Raw genomic sequence first — 13,603 nt, 5'->3', positions numbered from 1 at the left:
GACGCCCCCGCATGCGAGTACAGAACCCATCGCCCTCCGGCAGTACGCCGCTGCATGTCCGCCTGCTATGGCTGCCCGACGCCATGCCGGGCACGCTCTTCACCACGCTGGACGTGCTGCGCACCGTGGCCGGCGTGGCCAGCCTGCAGCGGCCCGATGCCGCGCCGACGCTGAGCTGGCAACTGTGCGGCGGCAACGGGCGCGCGCTCGCCACCGACCTGCCCGGCCTGGCTTCCTCGACCCGCCGCGCACGCGCACCGGACGGCCACTCGCTGCTCGTCATCCCTGCCCTGCTCGCCAGCAACGCCCCGCAGCTCGGCGAGATCGTGCGGCGCGACGCCGCGGCGCTGCGCCTGGTGGAGCGGCACGCGGAGGCCGGCGGCTGGATCGCGGCGTGTTCGTCAGGGGTGATGTTCCCGCTGCAGCTCGGGCTGCTGGACGGCGCGCGCATCGGCGCACCCTGGATGTACCAGAGCTGGATGACGCGCGAATATCCGCGCTGCGACCTCGGCGGCGACCAGGCGATGAACGTGCACCAGCGCGTGTTCTCGTGCGTGGCGCCGGCACTGCAGGTTGAGTTCATGCTGCGCGTGCTGGGGCACCTGCACGATCCCGACCTGGCGCAGGCGGCATCGCAGCTGATGCTGTTCCAGTCCGAGCGCCAGCGCAGCGTGCCGGCGCTGGTGTCACAGCGCTGGCTCAGCCGCACCGCCGACAGCCCGGTCTACCGCGCGATCCAGTGGCTGCAGGACCATGTCGGCGAACCCTACCGGCTGGCCGCGGTCGCGCAGGCCGCCGCGGTCAGCGAACGCACGCTGCTGCGGCATTTCCGCCAGGTCACGGGCATCACGCCGCTGGACTATCTGCACACGCTGCGCGTGGAGCGCGCGCGCATGCTGCTGGAAGTCACGCTGCACGGCACGCAGGCGATTGCCGAGGCCTGCGGCTACAGCGACGCAGCCGCCTTCCGGCGGCTGTTCCAGCGCACCACGGGGATGTCGATGTCGGACTATCGCGCCCGCTTCGCGCTGCGGGCGCGGCGGCGCTACTGGCGCATGGAAGACACCGCGGTACGGCGCGGCACCCGCGGGTGACCGCGCCGGCGGCGTTCCGTCAACGTTCCGGACCTTCTCAGGCTCGCAGCGAGATGTGGTTGACCACGTCCTCCACGCCATGCACGTACCACGCGTCGCGCTCGACCTGCCGGCGCGTGTTCTCGTTGCTGACGCAGCCTTCCAGCGTGACCACGCGATTATCGGTATGCACGCTGACCTGGGCGGCATCGACGAAGGGATCGGTCTCCAGCACCAGCATCAGCGCCTCGGTGATTTCATCGTCGCGGTCGGTTTCGGCAGGCGCCACCACCAGTTCGTTGACCACGCAGCGGCAGCCGCGCGACCACCAGGCCAGCACGCCGGCCAGGCGCATATGCGAGAGGCTGATCACCTGCCCCCACAACGTCACCGCGCCGTCGTGCGCCTCTACCTCGATCCAGCCGCTGCGTTCGCCCACGGCTTCGCGCAGGGACTCGGGCTTGCCCTTGACGCGTGCGCAAATCTTGCAATTGCGGAAGTCGATGGCATTGAGCAGGCGCTCGCATACCGCATCGCGCAGTTCGCCGTCGCCCGCCTGGACGCCGCCGTCGGCCACGCGCAGGTGGTCGATCACACTGGTTACGCCGTCCACGCGCCGCAGCGTCGCCGCCGCGCGGGTCTTGTCGACGATATCGGCGACCTCGCCTTCCAGGATCAGCGCGCCGTCTGACAGGCGCAGGTTGATCGTGGGATGGAGGATATGACCCTGATAAGGCACATGCGCCAAGGCTGCGCGCGCCTGTGTCAGCACCGCTTCGCTACTCTGCATTTTGATCGCCTCGCCCGAATGGTCTGGAGATGGAAGACACGCGCCCCTGCCTGCGGGCGCGCCTGGTGCGGCGCCGCGGCCTCCATCACCACCGGGGGCCCTGGCAACCGCTCCCTCATTATAGGAAGCGGTCCGGAGCCAGCCGGCGGGCGTCAGATCGCGGCGGCTTCGCGCGCGCGGGCGACTTCCTGGTTGCGCAAGATGAAACGCTGGACCTTGCCGCTGGGGGTCTTGGGCAGCTCGGCCACGAACTCGATCTCGCGCGGGTAGGCGTGGGCTGCCAGGCGCTTGCGCACGTGCTGGCGCAGCGCCTCGGCCAGCTCGGGCGCGGCGCGGTGCTGCGGATCGAGCACGACAAAGGCCTTGATCAGCTCGGTGCGCTCCGGATCGGGCTTGCCGATCACCGCGGCCTCGACCACGGCGGGGTGCTCGATCAGCGCGCTTTCCACGTCGAACGGGCCCACGCGGTAGCCGGAGGTGGTGATGACGTCGTCGGCGCGACCGATAAAGCTGATGCTGCCGTCGTCGTTCAGTTCGGCCGAATCGCCGGTCAGGTAGTAGTGGCCGGCAAAGGAACTGGTCGGCGTGCCGTGGTAGCCGCCGAACCAGCACATCGGCGAGCGCTCCAGGTCCAGTGCCAGCGTGCCCGGCTGGCCCGCCGGCAGTTCGCGCTGTTCGTCGTCGAGCACCGCCACGCGGTGGCCCGGACTGGCAAAGCCGGCCGCGCCCATGCGCACCGGGTGCGCCAGCGCGTGGTGGTTGCACAGCACCATGCCGAGTTCGGTCTGGCCGTAGTGGTCGTGGATGGTCACGTCCAGTTCGCTGGCGAACCAGCGGATCACTTCCGGGTTGAGCGGCTCGCCGGCGCTGCTGACCGCGCGCAACTGCCCGCGCAGCGGGCCGGACACGGCCTCGCCGGCGGCGATCAGCAGCCGGTACGCGGTGGGCGAGCCGGCCAGGTTGGTGATGCCGTACTTGCGGATCACCCGGCAGGTGCTTTCCACGGTGAACGGGCCGTCGTAGAACGTGGTGGCATGGCCCAGCGCCAGCGGGCCGGTGACGGCGTAATACAAGCCGTAGGCCCAGCCCGGGTCGGCCAGGTTCCAGAATGCGTCTTCCGGGCGCAGGTCGACCGCATCGCGCATATAGCCGGCAAACGCGGCAATGGCCTTGAGCGGCACCAGCAGCGGCTTGGCCGGGCCGGTGGTGCCCGAGGTGAACATCATCAGGAAGGGATCGTCGCCGCGGCGCATCACCGGATCGAACGAGGCTGGCTGGCGTTCCAGCTCGGCCCAGAAGCTGAAGTCGCCGCGCCCGAGGCCTGCGCCCTCCTTGTCGTCCGGGCCGGCCACGGTGACGATGGCGGGACAATCCGCCACCTCGTCGAGCTTGGGACGGTTGACGGTGTCGGTGACCACCACCTTTGCGCCCGAGCTGTTGAGCCGGTGCTCGATCGCCTTGGGCCCGAAGGCCGTAAACAGCGGCTGGTATACCGCGCCGGCGCGCCACGTGCCGAGGATCGTCACCAGCAGTGCCGCGTTGCGCGGCAACAGGCCCGCAACGCGGTCGCCGGGCTGCACGCCCTGCGCCTGCAGGAAGCCGGCGAACTGCGCCGACAGCGCCTGCAGCTCGGCAAAGCTCCAGCTGCGCGAATTGCCGTCGCGCCCTTCCCAGAACAGCGCGATGCGGCCTGGCTGCGCATGCCGGTCGCAGCATTCGACGCAGGCGTTGAGCGCGTCCAGGCTGCCGTGCAGCTGCCGGGCTACGGCATCGTCATAGGAAAATCCGTCGAAGGCTTGGGCGTAGTCGCGCATGGTGTCTCCTGTAGATCGGGCTGGATGCCGGGGCCCTGGAGCGCCGGCAGGTGCCTGTTGTAGTCGGTGCCGCTCGCAGCGGCTGCCGCAAGAGTGTGCGTGGGCCATGCAGGGCGGGCAATAACCGAATCCGCCAGCGCGGCTGACGGTTTTTGCCATGCGCGGGGTGCGCCGCCTGCCGCACCGTGCCGGCGCGCGGTGTGCTTGACGGCATGCCGCGCGGCGCCGACGATAGCCCGCATCACGGCAAGGAGGCAGCACATGTGCACCAATTACGCCCCGGTCCAGCGCCTGGTCCTGCGCGACATCTTCGGCGTGGAACCGCCGCCCGGGCTGTTCAAGGCCGAGACCTACCCTGACTACCTGGCGCCGATCGTGCGCGCCACCGACGACGGCACCCGCAGCGCCGACCTGGCCACGTTCGGCATGGTGCCGCGCCAGCGCATCCCGCCCGGCGCACGCCGCTACGACACCACCAATGCCCGCAGCGAGACCGTGGGCGAACGCCCCGCTTTCGCCCGCTACTGGCGCCAGGGCCAGCTGTGCCTGGTGCCGGCGACCGCGTTCTACGAATTCGCCTACCCCGAGGACGCGATGCCCGGCGGCCCGCCCGGCAAGCCGGTGCGCTGGCGCATCACGCTGCCGGGCGAGCCGGCCTTCGGCATTGCGGGCCTGTGGCGCGGCTGGCCGGACCAGGCCCTGTCGTTCACCATGCTGACCGTCAACTCCGACCGGCACCCGGTGATGCAGCGCTTCCACAAGCCGGGCGACGAGAAGCGCTCGGTGGTGATCGTGCCGCGCGCGCAGTGGGACGACTGGCTGGCCTGCCGCGAGCCGGAGGTGGCGCGGACCTTCCTGAACCTCCTGCCGGCAGACGCCATGCACGCCGAGCCGGCACCCAAGGTGCCGGGCGAACCGATTCCCGACGCGGCCTGAGTTGCCCCCCTTGTTCCTGGGTGTCCCTGTGTGACCCGGCGCACGCAAAGGCGGCGCCTGCCCCACCTCATGAGGGTGTCGGACGTTGCGAATGCTGCGCATACTCCGCTCACACCGGCCACAAGAGCCGACACTCCGGGTCAATCAAAGCCATGCAAAACGTCGTCGCCTTGTGCGCGTATTTTTTCGGGTGCCTGATCGCATTGCTGTTTGCCGCGCGGTGGATCCTGCGCAACCATCCCGCCTTGCGAGAGCGGGCGCCCGCGCGCGCGCCGGTTGAGGAAGACAAACCGCCTTCCCACTGAAGCCCAGCTCCGTTCCGGCAACCCACATCCCGCAGCAAACCCCACGCAATTGCCCGCAAATTTCGGCAATTGAAGGGAACCGATCGGCTTCCCGCCTGCCATACCACTGTTGCCGCACCCACCCTCCGTGGCTTTCGCGGCACCCCCCTCCGCTATCATGCGTGCCGTCAGGCGCGCCCGTGCCGCCCGGCACGGTACAACGACAAGAAAGGACAAAACAGGGATGGCACTGACTTCCAACAAGCTGCCGGCTTGGACCCTCTGGGCGCCGCTGGCCGCCGTGGCCACGCTTGGCCTGGCCTGGCTGCTGCCCGACCAGGGCTGGCTGATCGCGCTGATGGCGGCGGCACTGGCCGGCGCCGTCTTCTCGGCCGTGCACCACGCCGAAGTGGTGGCGCACAAGGTGGGCGAGCCCTTCGGCACGCTGGTGCTGGCAATCGCCGTGACGGTGATCGAAGTCGCGCTGATCGTATCGGTGATGCTGTCGTCTGGACCGGAGAAGGCCGGCCTGGCGCGCGACACCGTGTTTGCCGCGGTCATGCTGATCTGCAACGGCATCGTCGGGCTGTGCCTGTTCGTCGGCGGCCTGCACCACCGCGAACAGGCCTTCCAGGCGCCCGGCGCCAATGCCGCGATGGCGGTGCTGGCGGCGCTGCTGGTGCTGACCATGGTGCTGCCCAACTACACCAGCTCGTCGCCGGGCCCGGTGCTGACGCCGGCGCAGCTGGCCTTCTCGGGCGTGATGTCGCTGGTGCTGTACGGCTCGTTCGTGTTCGTGCAGACCATCCGCCACCGCGACTACTTCCTGGCCGAAGGCAGCTCCGACGAGAGCGTCCATGCCCCGCCGCCGCCCGCGCGCATCGCGCTGACCAGCGGCGCGCTGCTGATCGTGTGCCTGGTGCTGGTGGTGGCGCTGGCCAAGCTGCTGTCGCCCTCGGTCGAGGCCGCGGTACTGAAGGCGGGCGCGCCGGCTGCGGTGGTGGGGATCGTGATCGCCGCCATGGTGCTGCTGCCCGAGGGGCTGGCCGCGCTGCGGTCGGCGCGCGCCGACCGCATCCAGACCAGCCTGAACCTGGCGCTGGGCTCGGCGCTGGCCAGCATCGGGCTGACCATCCCGACGGTGGCCGCGGTATTTATCTGGATCGGCCAGCCGCTGGAGCTGGGACTGGGTGCCAAGGACATGGTGCTGCTGGTGCTGACGCTGGTGGTGTCGTCGCTGACGCTGGGCATGGGGCGCACCACCATCCTGCAAGGCGTGGTGCACCTGGTGATCCTGGCGGCCTACCTGTTCCTGTCGATCGTGCCGTAACGGTCGGTACGACTACCCGCGCTTGCCGCCGGCGAGGACTAAACTGGAACCTCCCGCACCAGAGATCCGCGCATGCTTGCCGCGCACGCACCGGAGAACGCCAATGCTGGAAGTCGCCGTCACCGCTGCCGACCACGCCATCGGCCCCGACACCGCCAAAGTCACCGTCGTCGAATACGGCGACTTCGAGTGCTCCTATTGCCGCATCGCCTATGGCGCGATGAAGATCCTGCTGGAGCACTACGGCCCGCAGGTGCGCTTCGTCTACCGGCACTACCCGATGACCAACTGGCACCCGTCCGCCGAAGCCGCCGCCGAATCCGCGGAAGCCGCGGCGGCGCAGGACCGCTTCTGGCAGATGTACCGCATGCTCTACGAGCACCCGCAGGGCCTGAAGCCCGACGCGCTGCGCCACTATGCCGGCATGGCCGGGCTGGACCTCGATCGCTATGACCGCGACATGGCCGCGCACAACCACCTGCCCCGCATCCGCGCCGACCTGCAGGGCGGCACGCGCTGCCAGGTGCGCGGCACCCCGTCGTTCTTCGTCAACGGCGCGGTGCAGGACGTGACCTTCGGCATGGAGCGGCTGCAGCGCGCCATCGACAACGCGATGGCGCACTAGTCGCGTCAGAAGCGGTACGTCACGCTGCCCACCACGGTGCGGCGGGCGCCGAAATAGCAGTCGCCGCGCGCCAGGCAGGTGGTCAGGTATTGCTTGTCGAACAGGTTGGTGACGTTCAGTGCCACGCGCACCGGACCCTGGTCGTAGGCCAGCATGGCATCGAACAGCGTGACACCGCTGACACGGTTCTGGTCGTTGCCGTCATAGCTCGGGCCCACGTAGCGCACGCCGCCGCCTGCCATGAAGCCCGGCATCTCGAACAGCTTGAAGCGGTAGTTGGCCCACAGCGACGCCATGTTCGACGGCGTGCTGGCCAGCCGCTTGCCGACCTCGGCGCCGGTGCCGTCAATCACGCGCGCATCCAGGTAGGTGTAGGTCGCGATCAGGTCCAGGCGGTTGGACAGTGAAGCCAGTGCCTCCACCTCGATCCCGCGCGTGCGCGCTTCGCCCACCTGCACAAAATCCGGCCTGCCGTTGACGACGCCGCTGACCTTGCGGTTCTTCTCGCGCATGTCGAACGCTGCAATCGTCAGCGTGGCGTTCTTGCCCGGCGGCTGGTACTTGATGCCCGCCTCCCACTGCGAGCCGCGCAGCGGCTTGAAGGCCTGGTTGGACTGGTTGAAGCCCGCCAGGCCCTGGAACGATTCGGAATAGCTGACGTACGGGTTCAGGCCGATGTCCGAGCGGTACATCAGGCCGGCGCGCTTGGTCAGTTCGTTGTCGTCGCGGGTGGCCGAGGGCGTGTTGTCCTGCGCCGCGCGCGACCAGTCATAGCGCAGGCCCAGCATCAGCAGCCATTTGTTCCACGACAGCTGGTCCTGCACGTAGAGACCGGTCTGCGCCTGCGTGCTCGGGTTCAGGTCGCGCGTGCCGGGCGGCGTGAAGTTGCCGTACGCCGGGTTGAACACGTTCAGCGGCGCGGCCGTGCCGCCCACGCCGGCGCGGCCGGTGATCTCGGCATGCTGGTAGTCGACGCCGGTCAGCAGCGTATGGGCGACCGGGCCCGTGCGGAAGTTGCTCTGCGCCTGCGTATCGACCGCGAATGAATTGAGCGTGGGCTGGTTCAGGTAGACCGTGCGGCGCATCAGCGTATCGCTGCCAGGGACCCAGCCGTGCGTGGCGCCGGTGAAGCCCGCGGAGTAGATGCTGCGGTAGTCGACCGTGCTGTGCGAATAGCGCAGGTTCTGCCGCACCGTCACGGCTTCGTTGAACCTGTGCTGGAACTCATAGCCCACCGATGCCTGCTCGGCGTTGAAGCGGTCGTAGCCGGGTTCGCTGATAAACAGGTGGTCCGGAATCTGCCCGGCCGGGTTGGCATACAGCGTGCCCCGCCACGGGAAAAAGCCCACCGAGGTTCCGCTTTCGTCGCGCTGGAAATTGGCCAGCAGCGTCAGCGAAGTGGCATCGCTCGGGCGCCAGGTCAGCGAAGGCGCGATCAGGTAGCGGTTGTCCTTGACGAAGTCCACCTGCGCATCGCTGTCGCGCGCCAGCGCCACCAGCCGGTACAGCCATTTGCCGTCCGCATCGAGCGGGCCGGTCAGGTCGGCCTGCACCTGCTTGCGGTGGTAGTTGCCGAACTGCACGCCGATCTCGCGCGCCGCTTCCGGCTGCGGGCGCTTGCTGACCAGGTTCAGGATGCCGCCGACCGCGCCCTGCCCGAACAGCATCGACGACGGCCCGCGCAGCACGTCGATGCGCTCCAGCGCGTACACGTCGGCACGCACGTTGTTGTAGAAGCCGACCTGGTTCAGCAGGCCATCCCGATACTGCGTGAAATCGGTGCCGCGGAACTTGCCCCAGTCGCCGCGGTTGTCCGCGCCGAACGGCCCGGCATAGACGCCGGCGCTGTAGCCGATGGCCTGCTGCACGCTCTGCGCGCCCTGCGCTTCCATCCGGTCGCGCGTGATCACCGTGATCGATTGCGGGGTTTCCATCACCGGGGTATCGGTCTTGGTCGCGGTGGCGCTGCGTTTTGCGACGAAGCCGTGCACCGGGCCGGTGGCGGTTTCATTGTCGTTGGTGGCGCGTACGGTGACGGCGGGGAGTTCGGCTGCTGCGGTGGCCGGCGCAGCCTGCGGCGGCTGGGCTGGCTGCGTCGACTGTGCCAGCACGCCGCCCGCCTGCAGGCTCAGCACTAGCGTGGTCAGCGACAGGCCGCGAGGGCTGATGAACGGGCTCAGGAACGGAAAGACTGGCTGGGAACAGGCAAAGCGCCGCTGTTCCCGTTTGGCGGGGTGGACAGGCATGAATCAGGAACCGGAATGTCGCCCGCCCTGACCTGTTAGGCGGGGGGGTAAGTGGAAATTTCTTATTACGAATGCGAACTATTCGTACTTGCATTCCGATTGTAGCCTGAATGTGCCAAGAAGCAGACAAAACCACCGGGGGAAATACGCAGATATAGCCCGAAGTTCACCAGCCGCCTGGGCGAGTTTCCCCTTTTGCGACAACCACTTGTCGTGATTCCCGTGTTCCAGTTTCTGTCTACACGCGGATTTGCTGAAGCAATTCCAGAGCCTGCTTCTGTTTCGCGTTGGCCGTGGTGACGAGTTCGAACGTCGGCACTTCAGCGCCAGCGCTGGGTGTGCGGCAGGTGTTACGCACGATCGTGGCGAGTTCGGCCATCAAGCTCGAGAAGCTGTGCACGGGCGTGCCGTCGTCAAGTGTGTGGCGCGCCGCCTTGGCCAGCGCTGCCGCAGAGCGCACGGCAGGCGCCACCGGATCACGCGTGGCCTTGGCGGCCTGATCCGGGTCGGCGAACATCAGTTCGCGCCAAGCCTCACGCATGTGCCATTCGACGTAGTAGGCCAGCATGCACAGCAGGATATGCGCACGCACCCGATCGGCCGTGCGGTGATGGATTGGCCGCACCTTCAGGTCCACCGTTTTTAGCGAACGGAACGCGCGCTCCACGTTGGCCAGCGCCTTGTAGTTGCGCACGCACTCGGCCGAGTCCATCTGCGCCGCACTCACCGAAGTGCGGATGATGTAGAGGCCGTCGAGCGCCGCCTCGCGGGCGATGCCCTCGCTGTTGCGGCTGAACGTGAAGGCCGCGTCGTCGATACTCAGCGCAAAGTGCTTGGCCACCTTGTACTTGTCGATCACCTTGCCCACGCGCAGGCCGATCTGATCGCGCCCGGCAAGCTTGCCCGCCTGCACGCGGGCAACGATCGGCTGCAGGCACGCCTCGGTGGCCGCCAGCAACTCTTCTCGCTTGTGGGCACGTAGCCTGGCCAGTTCCGGATTGCGGCACGCCACCAGCCGCTCGCCCGGATAGTCCGGTGAACTCAGCTCCAGCAGATTGCGCTCGTCGAACAGGCCAAGCTGCAGTTGCCCTTGCTCGAGCAGCGGGCGGATCGAGGCGCTCTTGAGCGCGGTGATCCAGCCCAGGTCACCGCCTTCACGCATCTGGTCGATGGCCTTGCTGGAGATCATGCCGCGATCGCCCACCATGACCAATCGGGAGAGACCAAATTCCTCTTGCAGGCGCCGCACCTCGGGCATGAAGGTCTGGCTGTCGGCCACGTTGCCCTCATGCACCGACACCGCCACTGGGCAGCCGCGCGCATCGGTGAGCAAGCCGTAGTTGACCTGTAGCAGCCCCTTCTTGCCATCGCGGCTGTAGCCAAGCTTGGCCAGCGGGCAGGTGCTGCCCTCGAAGTAGCTGGAGCTCAGGTCATACAGCACCAGGCCACCGGCGCTCAAGTGGCGCGCGGCGAGCTTCTTCTGGATTGTGCCCTGGCGCGCGAGCAGCCAGTCCATTGCCGCGTACAGGTCGTTCTCGTTGGCCTCGGTCACGCCGAAGTCCTCCGCCAGGGTGCTGGTGTGCCACCAGCGCGTGGTGGCCAGCTTCGTGTGCGGCGCCGCGATGCGCGCGGCCACCATCGCCAGCACCAGGTCGCGCTCGCGCGAAGGCTTGGAGGCGATCAGCGAGGCAAAGCCCAGACGCTGCATGGCCGTGGCCACCGCCTGCACGTGGCCGTGAGCGCGCGAGCGTGTCACCTCGAACGCCTCGCCCAGCGGCACGAAGGTCTCGCCCTTGAGTGAGCGGCGGATGATCTCGATCAGTGCCTCGGGCAAGTGGGACAGGTTGCCCAGCGTCTCGTTCTTGACCACGCCGTCCTCGCGGTAACTGCGCCGCAACAGGTGGGTGCGATAGATCTGGTCCTTGTACTTGCGGGTCGTCGTAACGACGTGAGCGGTTCCGTTTCGTGCTGGCATAGCCAGCAGAATAGGAGAAAACCCGCCAATGTCAAGAACTTTTAGTGACTACAAAATGAGGGCATCGAACGCCCCCCGATGAGCCGATTCCTCAATCGGGAAAAGGGCTTCGCGACGCCGCAGCCGCAGCGTCACCATGGAACTTCGGTATAGCGGGGTAGCCGGGCAGCAAACTGCACGCCCGGCACCATGGGGCAACACACGGCAGACAGACCTGTCTAGCAACCGCAAGGCTGCTGCTTACGCCACCAGCTGTGCCGCCGCATCGCGCAGCGCCGTGCGCAGGCCCTCTTCCACCACCGGGTGATAGAACGGCATGCCCAGCATCTGCTCGATGGTCAGGCCTTGCTGGTACGACCAGGCCAGCAGGTGGGCGATGTTCTCGGCGCGCGGACCGGTCCATTCGGCGCCCAGGAAGCGGCCGGTGGCCTTGTCGCCGTAGACGTGCATCAGGCCGCGGTTCTTCAGCATCACGCGGCTGCGGCCCTGGTCTTCGAAGCTGACCTCGCCGGTGACGAAGCTGCCTTCGACCAGGTCGGCAAAGCGCTGGCCGACCATGGCGATCTGTGGATCGGAGAACACCACCGCGAGCGGCGCCCGGCGCGCCAGCGGCTTCACCTGCGGATAGCTGGCGGCGTTCTCGCCGGCGGCCTTGCCCTCGTCCGCGGCTTCATGCAGCAGCGGCAGGATGTTGTTGGCATCGCCGGCAATGAATACCGGGGCATTGCCGCACTGGAGCGTCTGCGCATCGAACAGCGGCACGCCGCGCTTGTCCAGCGCGAGGCCGGTGTTCTCCAGGCCCAGGCCGCGCACATTGGGCGCGCGGCCAGTGGCGGCGAGCGCGTAGTCGAAGCGCTCGGTCACGCTGCGGCCTTCGCGGTCGAGGTAGGTCACCACGACCTGGTCGCCCTCGCGGGCCATCCCGGTCACCTTGGCGTCCGGATCGAGGTAGAACTCATCGTTGAATGCCTTGGCGGCGTAGGCACGGATCACCGGATCGGTGAGCGGGCCCAGCGAGCCGCTGACGCCGAACACGCGCACCCGCACGCCCAGCCGCGACAGCGCCTGGCCCAGCTCCAGCCCGATCACGCCCGGGCCGAACACCACCACGCTGCCGGGCAGGTCTTCCCACGCGAACACGTCGTCATTGACGATCAGGCGGTCGCCGAAGGCCTTGAACGGCGCCGGCAGCGTCGGCGTGGAGCCGGTGGCAATGACCACGCGGCTGGCGCGCACGGTGGTCTGGCCGTCCACTTCCAGCGTGGTGTTGTCGATAAAGCGGGCGTAGCCGCGGATGCGGTCCGCTTCCGGGATGGTCTCGACGCCGCGCACCACGAAGCCGACAAAGCGGTCGCGTTCGCTGCGCACGCGGGCCATCACCTCGCGGCCGTCGATGCGGACCTGGCCGTCGACATGCACGCCGAACGGCGCGGTGTGGCGCAGCTCGTGCGCGGCCTCGGCGGCGGCGATCAGCAGCTTGGACGGCATGCAGCCCACGCGGGCGCAGGTGGTGCCGTACGGACCGCCTTCGATGATCACGGCGCGCTTGCCGGCGGCAATCGCGGCGCGGTAGGCGGCAAGGCCGGCGGTGCCTGCGCCGATCACGGCGACGTCGGTCTGGATGGTAGTCATGGCGTACGGTTCCTCTGTTTTTATGGTGACAGCTGGCGTCAATCAGCGGGCTGGATGGCGCCGCCAGGCAAGGCGGCGCCATCGGGTCCGGCGACTGCCGGTCCGCGCGAGCGGAATTCGACGGGGATCGGGTGGCTTACCTGGCCAGGTACTGCTGCAGCGCTTCGGCGCCGCCGACCAGCTTGCCGTTGATGAAGACCTGCGGTGCCGTCATCTCGCCCGACACGGCGCCCAGCACCTTGCCGCGCACCTTGTTGTCCAGCGGCACGTCGATGTAGTCGTAGCCGTTGTCGTCCAGCAGTTGCTTGGCCTTGGCGCAGAACGAGCAGCCGACCTTGGAGAACACCACCACCTGGTCAGGCTTGCGCGCGTCCGGGGCGATATGGGCCAGCATGGTGTCGGCGTCGGACACCTTGAACGGGTCGCCCGGCTCTTCCGGCTCGATGAACATCTTCTGCACCACGCCGTCCTTGACCAGCATGGAATAGCGCCAGCTGCGCTTGCCGAAGCCCAGGTCAGCCTTGTCTACCAGCATGCCCATGCCTTCGGTGAATTCACCGTTGCCGTCGGGGATCATAGTGATGTTTTCGGATTCCTGGTCCTTGGCCCACTCGTTCATCACGAAGGTGTCGTTGACCGACACGCACAGGATGTCGTCGACACCGATTTTGGCGAACACCGGTGCCAGTTCGTTGTAGCGCGGCAGGTGGGTGGACGAGCACGTCGGCGTGAAGGCGCCCGGCAGCGAGAACACGACCACGGTCTTGCCGCTGAACAGCTCGCCGGTGGTGATGGTCTTCCACTCGTTGTCTTCACGCACGCGGAAAGCGACATTGGGAACGCGTTGGCCTTCACAGGATTGCAGCATCAGATCACTCCTTGGTCTGGATCGGTGGGT

The 13,603-nt window shown here is 67.8% G+C and carries 11 protein-coding genes; 5 read left to right on the top strand and 6 right to left on the bottom strand.

Going from position 1 to position 13,603, the window contains the following annotated elements; translation table 11 throughout:
* Positions 1-11 precede the first annotated feature (11 nt).
* Positions 12-1,094 carry a GlxA family transcriptional regulator gene (locus ABNX08_RS24785; RefSeq protein WP_022538343.1) on the top strand — a complete coding sequence of 361 codons (1,083 nt, stop codon included), beginning with the start codon at positions 12-14 and terminating at the stop codon, positions 1,092-1,094.
* A 37-nt stretch (positions 1,095-1,131) separates the two neighbouring features.
* Here ABNX08_RS24785 and ABNX08_RS24780 read toward each other — a convergent pair whose 3' ends face one another.
* The gene (locus ABNX08_RS24780) at positions 1,132-1,863 is read right to left on the bottom strand and encodes a BON domain-containing protein (protein ID WP_022538342.1); all 732 of its coding nucleotides are present in this window, start codon (positions 1,861-1,863) and stop codon (positions 1,132-1,134) included.
* Between the two features lie 152 nt (positions 1,864-2,015).
* Positions 2,016-3,677, bottom strand: a complete 1,662-nt coding sequence (locus ABNX08_RS24775; protein ID WP_022538341.1) for an AMP-binding protein — start codon at positions 3,675-3,677, stop codon at positions 2,016-2,018.
* Between the two features lie 261 nt (positions 3,678-3,938).
* On the opposite strand from ABNX08_RS24775, the gene ABNX08_RS24770 reads away from it, so the two are divergent.
* The 4 genes from ABNX08_RS24770 (at position 3,939) to ABNX08_RS24755 (ending at position 6,852) form a co-directional block, all read left to right on the top strand.
* Complete coding sequence (locus tag ABNX08_RS24770) at positions 3,939-4,613, top strand: SOS response-associated peptidase (RefSeq protein ID WP_022538340.1); 675 nt, start codon at positions 3,939-3,941, stop codon at positions 4,611-4,613.
* A gap of 152 nt (positions 4,614-4,765) precedes the next feature.
* Complete coding sequence (locus ABNX08_RS24765; RefSeq protein ID WP_022538339.1) at positions 4,766-4,918, top strand: hypothetical protein; 153 nt, start codon at positions 4,766-4,768, stop codon at positions 4,916-4,918.
* Positions 4,919-5,141: 223 nt separating this feature from the next.
* Complete coding sequence (locus ABNX08_RS24760; RefSeq protein ID WP_022538338.1) at positions 5,142-6,227, top strand: calcium:proton antiporter; 1,086 nt, start codon at positions 5,142-5,144, stop codon at positions 6,225-6,227.
* A gap of 103 nt (positions 6,228-6,330) precedes the next feature.
* Positions 6,331-6,852: a DsbA family protein gene (locus ABNX08_RS24755; RefSeq protein WP_022538337.1), complete on the top strand. Its 522-nt coding sequence runs from the start codon at positions 6,331-6,333 to the stop codon at positions 6,850-6,852.
* Positions 6,853-6,857: 5 nt separating this feature from the next.
* Here the strand turns inward: ABNX08_RS24755 and ABNX08_RS24750 are convergent, their stop codons facing one another.
* The 4 genes from ABNX08_RS24750 to ABNX08_RS24735 form a co-directional block, all read right to left on the bottom strand.
* On the bottom strand, positions 6,858-9,098 hold the full coding sequence (locus ABNX08_RS24750; RefSeq protein ID WP_022538336.1) for a TonB-dependent siderophore receptor: 2,241 nt from the start codon (positions 9,096-9,098) through the stop codon (positions 6,858-6,860).
* A gap of 238 nt (positions 9,099-9,336) precedes the next feature.
* Positions 9,337-11,073 (bottom strand): IS1634 family transposase, encoded by a 1,737-nt coding sequence (locus tag ABNX08_RS24745; RefSeq protein ID WP_022534593.1) that lies wholly within the window; start codon positions 11,071-11,073, stop codon positions 9,337-9,339.
* Positions 11,074-11,313: 240 nt separating this feature from the next.
* Positions 11,314-12,705: a dihydrolipoyl dehydrogenase gene (locus ABNX08_RS24740; RefSeq protein ID WP_022538335.1), complete on the bottom strand. Its 1,392-nt coding sequence runs from the start codon at positions 12,703-12,705 to the stop codon at positions 11,314-11,316.
* Between the two features lie 136 nt (positions 12,706-12,841).
* Positions 12,842-13,573: a glutathione peroxidase gene (locus tag ABNX08_RS24735; RefSeq protein WP_022538334.1), complete on the bottom strand. Its 732-nt coding sequence runs from the start codon at positions 13,571-13,573 to the stop codon at positions 12,842-12,844.
* Between the last annotated feature and the right edge of the window lie 30 nt (positions 13,574-13,603).

Source organism: Cupriavidus sp. DF5525, from assembly GCF_040149425.2.
GTDB lineage: Bacteria > Pseudomonadota > Gammaproteobacteria > Burkholderiales > Burkholderiaceae > Cupriavidus > Cupriavidus pickettii_A.
This window is presented reverse-complemented; position numbering and strand designations above follow the sequence as displayed.